This window comes from Pseudomonas graminis, from assembly GCF_900111735.1.
Taxonomy (GTDB): Bacteria; Pseudomonadota; Gammaproteobacteria; order Pseudomonadales; family Pseudomonadaceae; genus Aquipseudomonas; species Aquipseudomonas graminis.
On sequence record NZ_FOHW01000035.1, the window covers coordinates 18,637 to 34,836 of the forward strand.

A 16,200-nucleotide genomic window follows, 5' to 3' on the forward strand; every position below is an offset into this window, starting at 1 on the left:
TTGAGCCTTACAGAAGAAAGTGCTGCAGCAGGTCGTTGAGGAATAACTGGCCGCGAGGGGTCGCCACCAGCCGTAACGGATCGGTCTCCAGCAAGCCGCGTTGTTCCGCCTCAAGACGGGCGCTGGCGAGCGAATCGACGCTTAGACCGGTGCGGCGCTGAAATAATGCAGCGTCCACGCCTTTTGTCAGGCGCAGGGCGTTCATCAGGAATTCAAAGGGCATCTCGTCCAGCGGCAGCTGCTTTTCGCCAGCCTGGTAGGCCTTGGCCGGATTGAGGTAATCCTTGGGCAGCCGGGTCTTCCAGGTGCGGATGATGCGCCCGTCCGGGTGGCTGAGTTTGCCATGGGCCCCGGCGCCTATCCCGATGAAATCCCCGAAGCTCCAGTAATTCAGGTTATGCCGCGCTTCGCGTCCCTTCTGTGCATAGGCCGATACTTCATATTGGCCGTACCCGTTGTCCCGAAGCAGCGTCTGACCAGCCTCTTGAATGTCCCAGAGAATGTCGTCTTCCGGCAGTGTTGGCGGCTGATTCCAGAACACGGTGTTCGGCTCAAGGGTCAACTGATACCAGGACAGGTGAGTCGGTGCGAGGGCGATCGCCTGACGCAGATCGCCGAGGGCGTCTTCCTGGGACTGGTCCGGAAGGCCGTGCATGAGGTCCAGATTGAAATTATCAAAACCCGCCCGACGCGCCATGTCGGCAGCGCGCACGGCCTCATCGCCGTTATGGATACGTCCCAACGCCTTGAGCTTGGCTTCCTGAAAACTCTGGATGCCGATGGACAGCCGATTAATGCCCAAGCCCCGATAGGCGCTGAATTTCACCTGCTCGAAGGTGCCGGGATTGGCTTCCAGCGTGATCTCGATGTCGGGTGCGAAGCGAATGCGTTGCTCAACGCCCCGCAGCAGACGGCCCAGCGCGTCGGCGCTGAACAGGCTGGGCGTGCCGCCACCGAAAAAGATGGTGCTCAGCTCGCGGCCGTAGACGTGGGGCAGGTCCTGATCGAGATCGGCCAGCAGCGCGTCGACGTATTCCTGCTCCGGCAACACCGGGCTTGCCGTGTGTGAGTTGAAATCGCAGTACGGGCATTTGCGCACGCACCACGGGATATGGATGTACAGCGACAGCGGCGGCAGCTCGGCAAGGGGCGGCCGTGGCTGCTCAGAGGAGAAACCGGCCGCGCCGAGAATCAGCGGCCGGGTGGTGGAATCCTTAGTCATTGCTGATCAGGGCTCAGCCCCAGACGCTGACGCAGAATGGCCATGGCGCGGGCGCGGTGGCTGATCTGGTTTTTGTCAGCCGGGGTGAGTTCGGCACTGGAGCAGTTGCGCTCCGGCACCCAAAACAACGGGTCATAACCGAAGCCATGGTCGCCACTGGCGGCGGTGAGCATGCGGCCGTGCCACAGACCTTCACAGAGGATCGGCAGCGGGTCGTCGGCGTGGCGCACCAGGGCCAGAACGCAGACGAACTGGGCGCCACGTTGTTCGGCGGGGACGTCCTTGAGGGCGTCCAGCAATTTGGCGTTGTTCGCCGCATCGCCCTTGCCGTCGGCGTAACGCGCGGAGTAAATGCCCGGCGCACCGCCCAGGTAATCCACCGCCAGTCCCGAATCATCGGCCAGTGCCGGCAGACCGGAAATCCGCGCAGCGTTGCGCGCCTTGAGGATGGCGTTCTCGACGAACGACAGCCCGGTTTCTTCGGGTTCCACGGTGCTGAACTCGCCGATCGAGCGCAGCTGTACGCTGGCGCCGAGCATGGCCTGAAGTTCTTTGAGTTTGCCGGCGTTATGGCTGGCCAGTACGAGCTGGGTGAGGTTCATGATGAGTCCGTGAAAATCGGCTACGTGAAATCGGCTGCATAAAATCTGCTGATTGAAGCTGAGCCTGGGTGCGTCGCTGTTGCCCGCTTTTACTTCAGTGTTGGCGCTGGCCGACAGGGCTTTCAACGCCCTTTAGCGCAGGTCACACGGCAATCTGGTGGTCCTGCAAGCCTGGGCTGCTGACGCGATAGATGCCGATTTCACCCAACAGGTTAGGCCAAAGCTTGCTGGCCCAGCCGTGGCGATGCTGTTGATCGACCGCGAGCCGATCAATGACCTTCGCCGAACGACCGCGACACAGCTCTTCGAAGTCGCCAAAGGTGCAGAAGTGAATGTTCGGCGTGTTGTACCAGGTGTACGGCAGGAACTCGGAAACCGGCATCCGCCCCTTGCTCGCCAGATACCAGCGGCAACGCCAGTGCCCGAAGTTGGGAAAGGTGATGATGCACTGGCGGCCAACGCGCAGCATTTCGTCAAGGATGCGGTCCGGGTAGTGCACGGCCTGAAGCGCCTGGGTCATGACGACGACATCGAAACTGTTGCTGGCAAAGTTGCCCAGCCCCTTGTCCAGATCCTGTTCAATGACATTGACGCCCCGCGCCACGCAGCGGGCGATGTTATCGGCGTCGTTTTCCAGGCCATAGCCTGTGACTTGCTTGTGCTCCTGCAGCCAGGCCAGCAATTCGCCGTCGCCGCAACCGAGGTCGAGCACACGGCTGCCTGCCGGTATCCAGTCTTGGATGATTTCCAGGTCGGCTCTCATGGTGTCCTCAGAGTGCAATTCGGTTCATGTAGCTGGAGAAGGCCTGCAAGTAGCGCGGGATCGGGATCAGGAAGGCGTCGTGGCCCTGAGGCGCATCAATCTCCAGATAGCAGACGTCTTTTTTCGCCGCCATCAGCGCATCGACCAGTTCCCGCGAGCGGGCCGGGGAGAAGCGCCAGTCGGTGGTGAACGACATCACGCAGAACCTGGCGCTGGCATTGGCGAAGGTAGCGGCAAGGTCGTCGTTGAAGTTGGCGGCCGGATCGAAGTAGTCCAGCGCTTTGGTCATCAGCAGGTAGGTGTTGGCGTCGAAACGACCGGAAAACTCCTCGCCCTGATACCGCAGGTAGCTTTCGACCTGGAATTCCACGCTGTGGAAGTCGTAGTTGAGGTTTTCGTTTTTCAGGCCCCGGCCGAATTTCTCGCCCATCGAGTCGTCGGACAGGTACGTGATGTGCCCGACCATACGGGCCAGCATCAGGCCGCGCTTGGGAATCACGCCGTGTTCCTGAAACGAGCCGCCGTGGAATTCCGGGTCGGTCAGGATCGCCTGCCGCGCGACTTCGTTGAACGCGATGTTCTGCGCCGACAGCTTGGGCGCCGAAGCAATCGCCAGACAATGGCGCACGCGTTCGGGGTAGGTGATCGTCCATTGCAGCGCCTGCATGCCGCCAAGGCTGCCGCCGACGATGGCCGCCCACTGATCGACGCCCAGTCGGTCGGCAAGACGCGCCTGGCTGTGCACCCAGTCTTCGACCGTCAATACCGGGAAGTCGGCGCCAAAGGGTCTGCCGGTTTCGGGATTGAGGCTGCTGGGGCCGGTGGAGCCGTTGCAGCCACCGAGGTTGTTCAGGCTGACGACGAAGAATTTATCGGTATCGATAGGCTTGCCGGGGCCGATGCAGCTGTCCCACCAGCCCGGCTTGCGATCTTCGGCGCTGTGATAACCCGCTGCGTGATGATGACCCGACAGCGCGTGGCAAATCAGCACCGCGTTGGTCTTGGCGGCGTTGAGCTGACCGTAGGTTTCGTAGATGAGGTCGTAGGCAGGCAGGGAACGTCCGCAGGCCAAGGCCAGCGGCTCATTGAAATGCGCCGTTTGCGGCGTGACTAGACCGACAGAATCTTTGGGAAAGACCGTGGACATCGACCTGCTCTCGCTGAAATGAGGCGTAAGTCTAAAGATCGCGCGGGGGTGCGGCAACAAACTAAATGGCTGAATTCGCGGAGGGTGACGCGTTGGATTCTGCCCGCAGGGCGTAGGAGCGTGGCTTGTCCCGCGATGGGTTGCGCAGCAAGCCTGAAATCACAGAGCGCGGTGGTCCAGCCATACCGAACTCTCAGGTTTGCGACTGCTGCGCAGCCGATCGCGGGACAAGCCACGCTCCTACGCCTTCGGCAGACGCGATGTTCGTCAGAAGGGGAAAAAGGCGACGACAGGTGACGCCGTCGCCCTGACTGTCAGATCAACCGCCACAGCTCTTGCGGCATGCCGGCGTATGCAGCCAGTTCAGGCATGACATAGGACTGCAGCACCTGGATCGCCAGGAAGGCGAAGATCGGCGAGATGTCCAGACCGCCCAGGTTGGGGATGATGCGGCGGAATGGTGCCAGGATAGGCTCGCTGATCTGGTAGGCCAGCTCGGCGGCCGGATTGTGGCTGCCCGGAGCGATCCACGACACGATGACCATGATGATCATCGCAACCCAGAAGATTTTCAGCAGCAGCGAGGTCACGCCGATGATCGACCACATCAACAGGTGTGGGACATCGCCGATGGTGCCGTAGGTCATCATCAGTACGAAGGCCATCAGCAGCGCCTGAATGACGATCGCCAGCAGCAGTGAGGACGTGTCGAGCCCGAAGACGCTCGGCACGATGCGCCGGATAGGCTTCAGCAACGGCTGAGTGGCACGAACGGCGAACTGGCAAAGCGGGTTATAGAAGTTGGCTTTGACCAACTGCAGCACGAAGCGCAGCAGAACGATGGTCAGGTACAGGCTGATGAGCGTCTGGATGACGAAAATCGTGGCGCCGGTGAGTGCATTCATGAATTGCTCCTTATTTGCCCAGCTGTTCGGCGAGTTCGGCGGAGCGATGTGCAGCGGCGCTCAACGCCTCTTCCACAATTGCTTCAAAGCCATTGGCCTGGAACGATTTGATGGCGGCTTCGGTGGTGCCCGCAGGCGATGTCACACGGCGACGCAGTTCGGCCGCATCGACGTCGCTGCCGGTGGCCATCAGTGCAGCGCCCAGCGCGGTTTGCAGCGTGAGCTTGCTGGCGACGTCAGCGGGCAGGCCGAGCTTGACGCCTGCGGCGGTCATGGCTTCGATCAGCAGGAAGAAATACGCCGGGCCGCTGCCCGACACCGCTGTCACGGCATCGATGTGCGCTTCTTCATCGACCCACAATGCAATCCCGACCGCCGACAGCAACGTCTCGGCCTGCTCGCGCTGGGCCGCGGTGACATCCGCCGTGGCGTACAGGCCGCTGACACCTTGGCGCAACAGCGCCGGGGTATTCGGCATGCAGCGTACGAGGGGCTGCTCGCCCAGCCAGGCCCGCATGCTGGCACAGGTAATCCCGGCGGCGATGGACACGATCAGTTGATGAGGCTTGAGCGCCGGCTTCAGCGCTTCGCACACGGACTTCATCATTTGCGGCTTGACCGCCAGCAGCACCACATCGGCGCCTTCGATGGCCTCGGCGTTGTCGGCGACTACCTTGATGCCGTGTTCTTTTGCCACGCGCTCGCGGGTTTCTGCGCCAGGGTCGCTGGCACGAATCAGCTCAGCGTCGACGCCCTGGGCGCGCATGCCGCCAATCAGGCTGGCGGCCATGTTACCGGCGCCGATGAACGCGATACGGGTTTTGCTCATGAACGGTTTCCTGTGGGGCAAAGGTTAAGGCTGCCCATAATTGCGGGCGCCGAAGAGGGCAGTGCCAATCCGCACCCAGGTCGCGCCTTGTGCGATGGCAGCTTCGAGGTCGTGGCTCATGCCCATGGAAAGCGTGTCCAGCGGCAGGCCCAGTTGTGCCTGCAGGGTGCTGACGGCGGCGAACGAAGCGTTCTGTTCGTCGCGGTCGTCGGTGGGTTCGGGAATGGCCATCAGCCCGCGCAGTTTCAAGTTCGGCAGCGTGCTGATGGCCTGGGCCAGTGCGGGCAGGTCTTCAGGGCTGCATCCTGACTTGCTGGCCTCGCCGCTGACGTTGACCTGAATGCAGATGTTCAGGGGCGGCAGTTCTGGCGGACGCTGTTCGGACAGCCGTTGCGCGATTTTCAGACGGTCCACGGAATGCACCCAGGCAAAGTGCTCGGCGATGGCGCGAGTCTTGTTGGACTGGATGGGGCCGATGAAATGCCAGATCAAGGGCAGGTCGCTCAATTCGGCCTGCTTGCCGAGGGCTTCCTGAAGGTAGTTCTCGCCGAAATCGCGAAGACCTGCGTCGTAGGCATCCCGCAGATCGCTCGCCGGTTTGGTCTTGCTCACCGCCAACAGGCCGACAGAGGCCGGGTCGCGCTGCACCGCTTGCGCTGCGCTACGAATTCGCTCGGCGAGCGTTGAAATGTTCTCTGCTATCGTGGACATTGATTTGCGCCAGCAGGGCTAAAGTCTGCGGCATTCTATGTGATGAGGAGCTGTATGGATATTACCGAGCTGCTGGCCTTCAGTGCCAAGCAAGGCGCGTCGGACTTGCATCTCTCTGCCGGCCTGCCACCGATGATTCGCGTCGATGGCGATGTGCGGCGGATCAACCTGCCCGCATTGGACCAGAAAGAGGTTCAGGCGCTGATCTACGACATCATGAACGACAAGCAGCGCAAGGACTTCGAGGAAGATCTGGAGACAGACTTCTCCTTCGAAGTGCCGGGCGTGGCGCGCTTCCGGGTTAACGCCTTCAACCAGAATCGCGGCGCCGGCGCGGTGTTCCGGACCATTCCGTCGAAGGTCCTGAGCATGGAAGAACTGGGCATGGGCGAAGTGTTTCGCAAGATTACCGACGTACCGCGCGGCCTGGTTCTGGTGACCGGTCCGACCGGCTCGGGCAAGTCGACCACCCTCGCGGCCATGGTCGATTACCTGAACAGCAACAAGCACCACCACATCCTCACCATCGAAGACCCGATCGAATTCGTCCACGAGTCCAAGAAAAGCCTGATCAACCAGCGCGAAGTCCATCGCGACACCCACGGCTTCGCCGAAGCGCTGCGGTCGGCGCTGCGTGAAGACCCTGACGTGATTCTGGTGGGTGAGCTGCGCGACCTCGAAACCATTCGCCTGGCGCTGACGGCAGCCGAAACCGGCCACCTGGTGTTCGGCACGCTGCACACCACGTCCGCTGCCAAGAGCATCGACCGTATCGTCGACGTGTTCCCGGCGCAGGAGAAGTCGATGATCCGCTCGATGCTCTCCGAGTCGCTCCACGCCATCGTGTCCCAGGCGCTGCTGAAGAAGGTCGGCGGAGGTCGGGTTGCGGCCCACGAGATCATGATCGGCACGTCGGCGATTCGTAACCTGATCCGCGAGGACAAGGTGGCGCAGATGTATTCGTCGATTCAGACCGGGGGATCGCTGGGGATGCAGACGCTGGATATGTGCTTGAAGGATCTGATCAGCAAGGGGCTGATCACGCGCGAGAGTGCGCGGGAGAAGGCGAAGACGCCGGACAATTTTTGATCGGGAGGGCAAACGACGGTGGGGAGCGAATGACTCCGCTCCCCACTGTGTTGTTTGTCAGGCGGCGTGTGCGATCAACGCTGGGCGATGCGCACGGTGCCTTTCTGGCTCGGCGGCTGCTTTGGCAGCACACGCTTGGCGACGACGTAATGGCTGTCCCAGTAAGGCTTCTTCAGCGTATCGATCGTTACGGATTTGCCACGGCGTGGCGCGTGAACGAACCGGTCGTTGCCGAGGTAGATGGCAACGTGATTTACCTTGCGGCTCTTGATGTTGAAGAACAGCAAGTCGCCCGGCTTCAAATCCTTGCGGTCAACCTTCTGCCCGTGGCCTTCGGCCATGGCGTTGGAGGTGCGCGGCAAATCGACTTCGCTCACGTCGTTGAAGGCATATTTCACAAGCCCACTGCAGTCGAACCCTTTTGTTGGGCTGGTGCCGCCCCAACGATAAGGTGTACCGATGGCGTTAACCGCCCGGTTGACCACGGTGCTGCTTTGTTTGGTACCCATCTGCGCCGTGTTGGCCAGGGCGACAGTGTTTTGCGAAATCTTGCGAGTGCTGCGGGATGGCTTCCCTTTAACAGCTTTCACGCGTTTGCCAGAGGTCTCGAGTGGAGTAGCCGTTTGATCCAGTGCAGCCATGGCCGCTCGTTGAGCGGCGATGTTGCGTGAAACGGATTCCGGCGACTCGGACCTGGCGGTGAAACCGGTGAAGCTCGGTGGAAGCGTTTGCTCACGATTGGTGGCGTGGGCGGCCAGTGGCATAAATAGACAAATAGTCAGCCATGTCTTGAAAAATGGACGCATTAGGCAGGGCTCATGTTGGTCAGCGCGCAACTTTATAACAGCTTTTTGCGAAATTCTGAGGCCACTTGTCGAACAATTTACTGCCTTCAAAGTCAGTTTAGGCCGCAGAATTGTCATGTTGGTGTGCTGATCACCTTGCAGAACAAGGGTTTGCACGATTGGAGAGAGGTTCAAGCCATACGTCGGAAGGCGTCACGAAAGTCACAAAACTTACGCATATTTTTTTCTATTGCAGCAAGCGAGGTCAACAATGAACACCTATCAGCCCGACGTTCAACGTCCGGACACCCACAGCAAGGTCATGGGCTATCTGCTCTGGATTGTGGGATTTACCGGCGCTCACCGTTTTTATTACGGGAAGCCAGTGACCGGCACGATCTGGTTTTTCACACTGGGGCTGTTGGGCATCGGCTGGCTGATTGACCTGTTCCTGATCCCTGCGATGGATCGGGAAGCAGACCTGCGGTTCAACGCTGGCCCGACCGATTACAGCCTTGCCTGGATTCTGCTGACCTTCCTGGGCGTGTTCGGTGTGCACCGCATGTATCAGGGCAAATGGATCACCGGGATCATTTATCTGTTCACGGGAGGTCTGGCGCTGCTGGGCGTGCTGTACGACTTCTGGACGCTGAATGAGCAGATATCGGTGAAGAACGCCCGCCGGTAATTCACCGTGATCGCGTGATCTGGTAGCGCCCCGCACCCTGTGAATCCGTCTGCAGGGTGTCAGATTCGTCTTTGTGAGGCGTGAACCTTTTCGCGGGCAAGCGCGCTCCTACACGGGGCGTGCGTAGCCTGCGCAATCGGCGTCGAACGCAATACTCTTTGTAGGAGCGCGCTTGCCCGCGAATGCGTCGTGTCAGCCAACACTAATGGTCGGCCTCTGTCGCGTTCGCCAGCAAGCGGGCTCCTACAAGGTTACGGTTGGGAATCTCAACCGTTATAGCTCACCCGCCCATCCACAAACGTGTAATTCACGGAACTCGGCAGGCAATGGCCGAGGAACGGGCAGTTTTCGCCTTTCGACAGCCATTTCTCGCCGGCGACAGTGGACGCGGCAGGGTCGAACAGCACCACGTCCGCAGGCGAGCCTGCGATCAGCCTTCCCGCGGGCAGGCGCAGCGCTTCGGCGGGCCCGGAGCTTAGGCGTGACAGCAGCGTCGGCAGATCCAGCAGACCGTCCTCGACCAGCGTCATCGCCAGTGGCAACAACAACTCCACGCTGCTGATGCCCGGCTCGGTCGCGCCGAACGGGGCCAGTTTTGCGTCACGCTCATGGGGTTGGTGGTGACTGGAGATCGCTTGCACCACACCCGACTTCACCGCGTCACGCAATGCGTCGCGGTCGGCACGTGTGCGCAATGGCGGCTGCACGTGGTACAGGCTGGAGAAGCCCGTCAGCGCCTCGTCGGTCAGTATCAACTGATACAGCGCCACGTCCGCCGTCACCGGCAGGCCGCGTGCCTGGGCCTGGGCAATCAGGGCCACCCCGCGCGCACTGGTCAGCTGCGTGAAATGCGCGCGCACACCGCTTTGCTCGACCAGCAACAGGTCCCGCGCCAGTGCCACCGTCTCAGCCGTTTCCGGAATGCCCGGCAGACCAAGGAAAGCAGCCGTCGGGCCGTCGTGGGCCAGACCGCCTTCAGCGAGATCGTGGTCCTGAGAGTTGAAAATCACCGTCAGATCGAACGTCGCCGCGTATTCGAGGGCACGGCACAGCGTGCGATTGCTGCGGAAATTCACCATGCCGTTAGTGAACGCCACGCAACCCGCGTCGCGCAGGGCGATCAGCTCGGCCAGTTGCTCGCCTTCCAGACCCTTGCTCAAGGCGCCGATGGGAAAGACCTTGCTGTGGCCGGCTTCGCGGGCACGGTCGAGGATCAACTCGGCGACCGCGGAGGTGTCCAGCACCGGTTTTGTACGCGGCGGGCAGCACAGGCTGGTGACGCCGCCTGCTGCTGCGGCGCGGGTTTCGCTGGCGATGTTGCCCTTGCGGCTGTAACCCGGCTCGCGCAACGACACGTTGAGGTCAACCAGGCCGGGGGCGGCGATCAGGCCGGCGGCATCGATGGTTTCCGTAGGGCTGAAGCCGGCAGGTGCCGCGCCGAGGGCGAGAATCTTGCCCGCTGCAAGATGGATGTCGGTGACTTGATCCAGACCGCTGACAGGGTCGATGACGCGAGCGCCGAGGATGCTGAACTTCACTGGGCGATCTCCTGCTCGAACTGACGTTGGGCGGTTTGGCCACTCATGGCCATGGACAGAACGGCCATGCGCACCGCAATGCCGTATGTCACTTGGTTGAGAATCACCGAATGGGGGCCGTCGGCCACTGCCGATTCGATCTCCACGCCCCGGTTGATCGGGCCCGGGTGCATCACGATGGCGTCGGGCTTGGCGCCGGCCAGGCGTGCAGTCGTCAGGCCGAACAGTCGGTAGAACTCACCCTCGCTCGGGAGCAGGCCGCCCGACATGCGCTCGCGTTGCAGGCGCAGCATGATCACCACGTCGACGTCCTTCAGGCCTTCGGTCAGATCGGTGTACACCTTCACGCCATATTGCTCGACGCCCACCGGTAGCAGGGTTTTTGGCGCGACCACGCGGATGTCCGGGCAGCCCAGCGCCTTGAGCGCGATCATGTTCGAGCGCGCGACGCGGGAATGCAGGATATCGCCGACGATCGCCACCGAGAGGTTTTCGAAATTGCCCTTGTGGCGGCGGATGGTCAGCATGTCCAGCATGCCCTGGGTCGGGTGCGCATGACGGCCGTCGCCGCCGTTGATGATCGCGACCTGCGGGCTGACATGTTCGGCGATGAAGTGCGCTGCACCGGAGTCACCGTGACGCACGACGAACATGTCGGCGGCCATGGCCTCAAGGTTGCGCAGCGTATCGAACAGCGTCTCGCCCTTGCTGGTGGAGGAGGTCGATACGTTCAGCGTGATGACATCCGCCGACAACCTTTGCGCCGCCAGCTCGAACGTGGTGCGGGTGCGGGTCGAGTTTTCGAAGAACACGTTGCACACGGTCTTGCCGCGCAGCAACGGGACCTTCTTTACCGCCCGGGCGCCGACTTCGAGGAAGGAGTCTGCGGTGTCGAGGATTTCGGTGAGCAGCTCGCGGGGCAAACCGTCGAGGGAGAGGAAGTGCTGCAGCTGGCCCTGATGGTTCAGTTGCAGCGGGCGCTTGGCGTCGAGAGGCGTCATCGCAAAGGACTCTTAGAGGGCGGCGGAATCGGTTGAAAGGTCTTGCAGTTCAAGCGTCAGCGGCGTTGGCCCGGACAGCTTTACCCGCTCGTTTGGCGCGAGTGACAGGGTCGCGCCCGTCACGTTCGGCCGGATCGGCAGGTCGGCGGCTTTCAGATCCAGCAGCGACACCAGGGTCACGCTGGCCGGGCGGCCGTAATCGAACAGTTCGTTGAGCGCCGCCCGGATGGTGCGCCCGCTCATCAGCACGTCATCGATCAGCACCAGATGCTGGCCTTCGATTTCGAAGGGCAGCTCCGAAGGGCGCACTTGCGGGTGCAGGCCGTTCTGGCTGAAGTCGTCGCGATAAAAGGACACGTCCAGCGTGCCAAGCGGCGACTGAATGTTGAGGGCCTCAAGGAGGGCCTGCGCGACCCACACGCCACCGGTGCGAATGCCGATGAAACGAGGCTCCTGGATGCCGCGTTTGTTCAGGTGCGCGTTGAGATCAATCGCCATCTGGCTGATCAGTTCGGCGGGATTTGGCAGGCTCATGGTTGCTCCTTCAGGTGCCCCGGCGTGCGCTGCACGAACGTCCGGAGTAAATCGAATTCGGTTCAGCGTAGATGGATCAGGTTTCAAACAGCGCGGTGTTGGCTTCAAGCCAGCTTTGCAGCAGAAGCGCTGCGGCGATGGCGTCCACGGGATTGTCCCGGTAGCTGCCGTGCTGGCCGCGAGAGGCGCGCTCGCCTTTGGCCTCGAACGTGGTCAGGCGCTCGTCGTGGGTATAAACCGGCAAGTTGAAGCGGCCGTTGAGCTTGCGCGAAAACTTCTCGGCGCGTGCGCTCATTTCGCTCGGCGTGCCGTCCATGTTCAGCGGCAGGCCGACCACGATGGCATCCGGCTTCCACTCGGCGATCAGCGCCTGAACCTTGTCCCAGTCCGGCACGCCGTTCTGCGCTTTCAATGTGCAGAGTTCGCGTGCCTGTCCGGTGATCACTTGGCCGACCGCCACGCCGATCTGTTTGGTGCCGTAGTCGAATCCCAAGAGCAGGCGCAGTCCGGCCATCAGGCGTGGCCCGCCTGGCTGGTCAGCAAGCTCAGATTGACGCCCAGTTTGGCGGCGGCAGCGTTGAGACGGTCTTCGCTTTCTACTTCGAACAGGATTGCCGGGTCGAAGGCGCAGTTGAGCCACGCATTGGCGGCGAACTCGGCGTCAAGCTGGCCTGCGTCCCAACCGGCATAGCCGAGGGTGATCAGATTTTGATCAGGGCCGTAACCGTCTGCGATGGAGAAGAGGACATCCTGAGAAGTCGAGAGCGAAATGCCGCCCAAATCAACGGTTGCCTGGAACACCTGACCCGAAGGGTGCAGGACGAAACCGCGATCGGTTTGCACCGGCCCGCCAAGGTGAATGGCGATGTCCTTGCACCGCGCAGGGGGGGGCAATTCGGGGCGCAGCTGTTCGAGGACGTCTGCCAGCGACAGGCTTTGCGGTCGATTGATGATCAGACCCATGGCGCCATTGGCATTGTGCTCGACGATGTAGGTCAAGGTCTGAGCGAAGTTCTCATCGTGCATGTGGGGCATGGCGATCAGAAACTGGTGTTTGAGGTACGACGGAGAGACGTTTTTCATGAGCCCTAGTGTGGCGTTGCGGGGCTGTTGTGACAACTGGCAGAACCGACTCACGGGCGGATAAATCGCGACGCAGGTCAGGTTTCATATCGCGCGGTATTGGCTGATCAATTACTCGACAGCTTGTCCCCGCGTGCGAATTTCCAGGTGCGGATGATTTCAAGCCGGTCGATATCGGCCAGATCGCCACTGAATGGCGCAAACGGTGCGGCAAGCCGGACAATCTTCTGCGCCGCCTGATCCAGCAGCGGCTGGCCCGATGACTCGAGAATCAGCACTTCGTACAGGGAGCCGTCGCGATTGATCGACACCATCATCCGCAGGCTGCCGTAGATCTGCTTGCGGCGGGCTTCATCCGGGTAGTTCAGGTTGCCGATGCGCTCGATCTTCTTGCGCCAGTCCTCCTTGTACCAGGCGCCCTTGTCGCGCATGGTCGAGGCCGCACTCAAGCGGTGGATCTTCGGACGCTTGGCGTAGGCCTGCTGCTCATCCGCCAGCTCGGCTTCGAGGCTGGCGATTTCGCTGTTCAGCTGCGTGCTGTCGATGGTCGGTGCGGCTTTCTTCTGTTCTTCCGGCTTGACCTCGTCGCGCCTGGCGACTGTCTTTTGCGGGGACTGGGCTTTCGTGGCGACAGCTGTCTTCGGCGCTTCCTGCTTGACCACCGGTTTGGCGGCAGGCGGTGGCGTGACCTTGTTGATCTGATTGTCTTGATACGGGGCGATTTCGGTGGTCTTGGGCACCGCTTTCTTGTCGAGGGTGCCGCTGCCCTGCTGGTTTTCCTGGGCGAGGAAGTCAGCGTCCTTGGGCTTGGTGTCGCTTCTGAAGGGGGCGAGGGTGATCTCCAGAGTCTGGCTGATCTTTTCCGGTTTGACGTAAGTGAAACCGACGCCAAGGATGACCGCCAGATGCACCAGTGCAGCGATCATCAGGGTAAACCCGAGGCGATCGGCAGGGCGCACGGCGGTGCGGGTCAGGGACAGGGGGAGATCATCGTCGACCGCAGCGTTCATCTACGCTCCGGCAGCACATGTGCCAGCATTACTACTCACCTAGCGCAAAAATTAAGGCCGCGCATGATAACGCAATGTCAGGGCTTGCCTGGGGTTTGATACAGCTGGGCCGATTAGTGGGAGGTGCGGTTCCCTGTAGGAGCGCGCTTGCCCGCGATTGCGGTATGTCAGGTTCAGTCTTTTCGCTGACACACCGCGTTCGCGGGCAAGCGCGCTCCTAAACGGTGGGGGCCTCGTGAGGGTTATCTCAAGGCTTGGTCAAGCCCGCGCCTGCAGCTTCTTCTCGATCACATCCATCAACATCCCGCCAATGTCCGTCCCGAACGCGTTGTCGATTTCGCGGATGCAAGTCGGGCTGGTGACGTTGATCTCGGTCAAGTGCTCGCCAATCACGTCCAGGCCTACGAACAGCAGGCCTTTTTCCCGCAGCGTCGGGCCGATTTCGGCGGCGATCCAGCGGTCGCGGTCACTCAGGGGACGGGCTTCGCCACGACCGCCAGCGGCCAGATTGCCTCGGGTTTCGCCAGCGGCCGGGATCCTGGCCAGGCAATACGGAACCGGTTCGCCGTCAACCATCAGAATGCGCTTGTCGCCGTCCTTGATCGCCGGCAGATATGCCTGCGCCATGATCTGCTCATGGCCGTGCTTGGTCAGGGTTTCCAGAATCACCGACAGGTTCGGGTCGCCAACGCGGTGGCGGAAGATCGACGCGCCGCCCATGCCGTCCAGTGGTTTGAGAATGACATCGCCGTGTTTGGCGGCGAACTCACGAATGATGTCCGCGCGGCGGCTGACCAGCGTCGGCGGCGTGCACTGCGGGAACAGCGTGGCGAACAGCTTCTCGTTGCAGTCACGCAGGCTTTGCGGCTTGTTGACCACCAGCACGCCGGCGCGCTCGGCTTGTTCGAGCAGATAGGTGGAGTAGACGAACTCCATGTCGAACGGCGGATCCTTGCGCATCAGGATCACGTCCAGGTCGTCCAGACCGTTGTCGACCTCGGCTTCCAGCTCGAACCAGTGAGCCGGGTCGGCGAAGACTTTCAGCGGTTTCATGCGGGCGCGGGCCTGGCCGGCGTCCTGGTACAGGTCGTGCTGCTCCATATAGAACAACGACCAGCCGCGGGCTTGCGCTGCCAGGAGCATGGCCAGCGAGCTGTCCTTTTTATAGGAGATGCGCTCGATGGGGTCCATGACGATTCCCAGGCGAATGCTCATGGGTAATATCCTCTGATCGGTAATGGCCACGACAGGCCGAAAATAGGCGTCAGGGTGGCGCCGCGCCGGCTTTGGGTCAAGGGGCAAGGCTTTATGGATTGACCGTGGAGAGTGTGCTAAAAAGGCTCGGCATCCGGTGTCGCGCCAGCCGTGCTTTGGCACTGACTGGGTACTTGCCGATGCTTCCGACCCGAAACCAGATGCCCGGCAGAAGGCAACCCATCTGATTCGCCGCGGCGATGGTAGAGCAGATATGGAACAGCATTCAGCCCCATTGAAAGTGATGGTCATCGACGACTCCCGAACGATTCGTCGCACCGCCGAGACGCTGCTGAAAAACGTCGGCTGTGAAGTGATCACCGCCATCGACGGCTTCGACGCACTGGCCAAGATTGCCGACAATCATCCCAGAATCATTTTCGTCGACATCATGATGCCCAGGCTCGACGGGTATCAGACGTGCGCGTTGATCAAGAACAACCGGGCGTTCAAATCCACGCCGGTGATCATGTTGTCCTCAAGGGACGGGCTTTTCGACAAGGCCAAGGGGCGAATCGTCGGTTCCGATCAGTTTTTGACCAAACCGTTCAGCAAGGAAGAACTGCTCAGTGCGATCAAGGCCCACGTGCCCGGGTTCGTTGCAGTCGAACAACAACTATCTTGATGCCGACCCCCTCGTGCGGGACGGCTGTTTCTATGGGGAAGCACCATGGCTCGAATTCTGATCGTCGATGACTCGCCGACCGAAATGTACAAGCTGACCGGCATGCTGGAGAAGCACGGCCATCAGGTCCTCAAGGCCGAGAACGGTGCTGATGGCGTGGCCCTGGCCCGTCAGGAAAAGCCCGATGCCGTGTTGATGGACATCGTCATGCCGGGCCTCAACGGTTTTCAGGCGACCCGTCAGCTGACCAAAGACGCTGACACCAGCATGATCCCCGTGATCATGATCACCACCAAAGATCAGGAAACCGACAAGGTCTGGGGCAAACGCCAGGGCGCGCGGGATTACCTGACCAAGCCGGTGGACGAAGAAACCCTCATGAAAACCCTGAACGCGGTGCTCGCGGGCTGACCC

General features: G+C 61.3%; 19 protein-coding genes. 4 read left to right on the forward strand and 15 right to left on the reverse strand.

The window, feature by feature from the left end; translation table 11 throughout:
• Positions 1–7: 7 nt before the first annotated feature.
• The 7 genes from hemW to BMY98_RS21295 all read right to left on the reverse strand — a co-directional run bounded on the left by hemW (position 8) and on the right by BMY98_RS21295 (position 6,179).
• Positions 8–1,222 (reverse strand): radical SAM family heme chaperone HemW, encoded by a 1,215-nt coding sequence (gene hemW, locus BMY98_RS21265; protein ID WP_074892363.1) that lies wholly within the window; start codon positions 1,220–1,222, stop codon positions 8–10.
• Entirely contained in the window at positions 1,219–1,827 is a 609-nt protein-coding gene (rdgB, locus tag BMY98_RS21270) for an RdgB/HAM1 family non-canonical purine NTP pyrophosphatase (RefSeq protein WP_074892396.1), read from the reverse strand. Before rdgB ends, hemW begins: the two co-directional genes overlap by 4 nt.
• 139 nt (positions 1,828–1,966) lie before the next feature.
• A complete protein-coding gene (gene metW, locus BMY98_RS21275; RefSeq protein ID WP_074892364.1) occupies positions 1,967–2,587 on the reverse strand; it encodes a methionine biosynthesis protein MetW in 621 nt (206 codons plus the stop codon).
• Between the two features lie 7 nt (positions 2,588–2,594).
• Positions 2,595–3,734: a homoserine O-succinyltransferase MetX gene (gene metX, locus BMY98_RS21280; RefSeq protein ID WP_074892365.1), complete on the reverse strand. Its 1,140-nt coding sequence runs from the start codon at positions 3,732–3,734 to the stop codon at positions 2,595–2,597.
• 314 nt (positions 3,735–4,048) lie between these two features.
• Positions 4,049–4,639, reverse strand: coding sequence for a YggT family protein (locus BMY98_RS21285; protein ID WP_074892366.1), 591 nt, complete (start codon positions 4,637–4,639; stop codon positions 4,049–4,051).
• 10 nt (positions 4,640–4,649) lie between these two features.
• Positions 4,650–5,468, reverse strand: coding sequence for a pyrroline-5-carboxylate reductase (proC, locus tag BMY98_RS21290; RefSeq protein WP_074892367.1), 819 nt, complete (start codon positions 5,466–5,468; stop codon positions 4,650–4,652).
• A 24-nt stretch (positions 5,469–5,492) separates the two neighbouring features.
• Positions 5,493–6,179, reverse strand: a complete 687-nt coding sequence (locus tag BMY98_RS21295) for a YggS family pyridoxal phosphate-dependent enzyme (RefSeq protein ID WP_074892368.1) — start codon at positions 6,177–6,179, stop codon at positions 5,493–5,495.
• Between the two features lie 54 nt (positions 6,180–6,233).
• On the opposite strand from BMY98_RS21295, the gene BMY98_RS21300 reads away from it, so the two are divergent.
• A complete protein-coding gene (locus BMY98_RS21300) occupies positions 6,234–7,268 on the forward strand; it encodes a type IV pilus twitching motility protein PilT (protein WP_074892369.1) in 1,035 nt (344 codons plus the stop codon).
• A 74-nt stretch (positions 7,269–7,342) separates the two neighbouring features.
• Here BMY98_RS21300 and BMY98_RS21305 read toward each other — a convergent pair whose 3' ends face one another.
• On the reverse strand, positions 7,343–8,074 hold the full coding sequence (locus BMY98_RS21305; RefSeq protein ID WP_074892370.1) for a C40 family peptidase: 732 nt from the start codon (positions 8,072–8,074) through the stop codon (positions 7,343–7,345).
• 250 nt (positions 8,075–8,324) lie between these two features.
• On the opposite strand from BMY98_RS21305, the gene BMY98_RS21310 reads away from it, so the two are divergent.
• Positions 8,325–8,741 (forward strand): NINE protein, encoded by a 417-nt coding sequence (locus BMY98_RS21310; RefSeq protein WP_074892371.1) that lies wholly within the window; start codon positions 8,325–8,327, stop codon positions 8,739–8,741.
• 266 nt (positions 8,742–9,007) lie between these two features.
• On the opposite strand, the gene BMY98_RS21315 is transcribed toward BMY98_RS21310, so the two are convergent.
• The 7 genes from BMY98_RS21315 to gshB all read right to left on the reverse strand — a co-directional run bounded on the left by BMY98_RS21315 (position 9,008) and on the right by gshB (position 15,122).
• The gene (locus tag BMY98_RS21315) at positions 9,008–10,279 is read right to left on the reverse strand and encodes a dihydroorotase (protein WP_074892372.1); all 1,272 of its coding nucleotides are present in this window, start codon (positions 10,277–10,279) and stop codon (positions 9,008–9,010) included.
• Positions 10,276–11,280, reverse strand: a complete 1,005-nt coding sequence (locus tag BMY98_RS21320; protein ID WP_065991159.1) for an aspartate carbamoyltransferase catalytic subunit — start codon at positions 11,278–11,280, stop codon at positions 10,276–10,278. The genes BMY98_RS21315 and BMY98_RS21320 overlap by 4 nt, the downstream gene beginning before the upstream one ends.
• A gap of 12 nt (positions 11,281–11,292) precedes the next feature.
• Positions 11,293–11,814, reverse strand: coding sequence for a bifunctional pyr operon transcriptional regulator/uracil phosphoribosyltransferase PyrR (gene pyrR, locus BMY98_RS21325; RefSeq protein WP_074892373.1), 522 nt, complete (start codon positions 11,812–11,814; stop codon positions 11,293–11,295).
• Between the two features lie 76 nt (positions 11,815–11,890).
• Positions 11,891–12,328, reverse strand: a complete 438-nt coding sequence (gene ruvX, locus BMY98_RS21330) for a Holliday junction resolvase RuvX (RefSeq protein ID WP_074892374.1) — start codon at positions 12,326–12,328, stop codon at positions 11,891–11,893.
• Positions 12,328–12,897, reverse strand: a complete 570-nt coding sequence (locus tag BMY98_RS21335) for a YqgE/AlgH family protein (protein ID WP_074892375.1) — start codon at positions 12,895–12,897, stop codon at positions 12,328–12,330. The genes ruvX and BMY98_RS21335 overlap by 1 nt, the downstream gene beginning before the upstream one ends.
• A 107-nt stretch (positions 12,898–13,004) precedes the next feature.
• Positions 13,005–13,907, reverse strand: a complete 903-nt coding sequence (locus tag BMY98_RS21340; RefSeq protein ID WP_074892376.1) for an energy transducer TonB — start codon at positions 13,905–13,907, stop codon at positions 13,005–13,007.
• Positions 13,908–14,165: 258 nt separating this feature from the next.
• Entirely contained in the window at positions 14,166–15,122 is a 957-nt protein-coding gene (gene gshB, locus BMY98_RS21345; protein WP_074892377.1) for a glutathione synthase, read from the reverse strand.
• 253 nt (positions 15,123–15,375) lie between these two features.
• Here gshB and pilG point away from each other — a divergent pair, with 253 nt between their 5' ends.
• Positions 15,376–15,786, forward strand: coding sequence for a twitching motility response regulator PilG (gene pilG / locus BMY98_RS21350; protein WP_065991170.1), 411 nt, complete (start codon positions 15,376–15,378; stop codon positions 15,784–15,786).
• 45 nt (positions 15,787–15,831) lie between these two features.
• The gene (gene pilH, locus BMY98_RS21355; RefSeq protein ID WP_065991171.1) at positions 15,832–16,197 is read left to right on the forward strand and encodes a twitching motility response regulator PilH; all 366 of its coding nucleotides are present in this window, start codon (positions 15,832–15,834) and stop codon (positions 16,195–16,197) included.
• Positions 16,198–16,200: the final 3 nt, after the last annotated feature.

Bases quoted from the DNA above. Each gene is read 5' to 3' on its own strand.
- gshB (WP_074892377.1), bottom strand. From the start codon at position 15,122: ATGAGCATTCGCCTGGGAATCGTCATGGACCCCATCGAGCGCATCTCC.
- proC (WP_074892367.1), bottom strand. From the start codon at position 5,468: ATGAGCAAAACCCGTATCGCGTTCATCGGCGCCGGTAACATGGCCGCC.
- BMY98_RS21340 (WP_074892376.1), bottom strand. From the start codon at position 13,907: ATGAACGCTGCGGTCGACGATGATCTCCCCCTGTCCCTGACCCGCACC.
- pilH (WP_065991171.1), top strand. From the start codon at position 15,832: ATGGCTCGAATTCTGATCGTCGATGACTCGCCGACCGAAATGTACAAG.
- BMY98_RS21295 (WP_074892368.1), bottom strand. From the start codon at position 6,179: ATGTCCACGATAGCAGAGAACATTTCAACGCTCGCCGAGCGAATTCGT.
- metX (WP_074892365.1), bottom strand. From the start codon at position 3,734: ATGTCCACGGTCTTTCCCAAAGATTCTGTCGGTCTAGTCACGCCGCAA.
- BMY98_RS21305 (WP_074892370.1), bottom strand. From the start codon at position 8,074: ATGCGTCCATTTTTCAAGACATGGCTGACTATTTGTCTATTTATGCCA.
- BMY98_RS21335 (WP_074892375.1), bottom strand. From the start codon at position 12,897: ATGAAAAACGTCTCTCCGTCGTACCTCAAACACCAGTTTCTGATCGCC.
- BMY98_RS21300 (WP_074892369.1), top strand. From the start codon at position 6,234: ATGGATATTACCGAGCTGCTGGCCTTCAGTGCCAAGCAAGGCGCGTCG.
- pyrR (WP_074892373.1), bottom strand. From the start codon at position 11,814: ATGAGCCTGCCAAATCCCGCCGAACTGATCAGCCAGATGGCGATTGAT.
- BMY98_RS21285 (WP_074892366.1), bottom strand. From the start codon at position 4,639: ATGAATGCACTCACCGGCGCCACGATTTTCGTCATCCAGACGCTCATC.
- hemW (WP_074892363.1), bottom strand. From the start codon at position 1,222: ATGACTAAGGATTCCACCACCCGGCCGCTGATTCTCGGCGCGGCCGGT.
- BMY98_RS21310 (WP_074892371.1), top strand. From the start codon at position 8,325: ATGAACACCTATCAGCCCGACGTTCAACGTCCGGACACCCACAGCAAG.
- BMY98_RS21320 (WP_065991159.1), bottom strand. From the start codon at position 11,280: ATGACGCCTCTCGACGCCAAGCGCCCGCTGCAACTGAACCATCAGGGC.
- pilG (WP_065991170.1), top strand. From the start codon at position 15,376: ATGGAACAGCATTCAGCCCCATTGAAAGTGATGGTCATCGACGACTCC.
- metW (WP_074892364.1), bottom strand. From the start codon at position 2,587: ATGAGAGCCGACCTGGAAATCATCCAAGACTGGATACCGGCAGGCAGC.
- ruvX (WP_074892374.1), bottom strand. From the start codon at position 12,328: ATGGCCGGACTGCGCCTGCTCTTGGGATTCGACTACGGCACCAAACAG.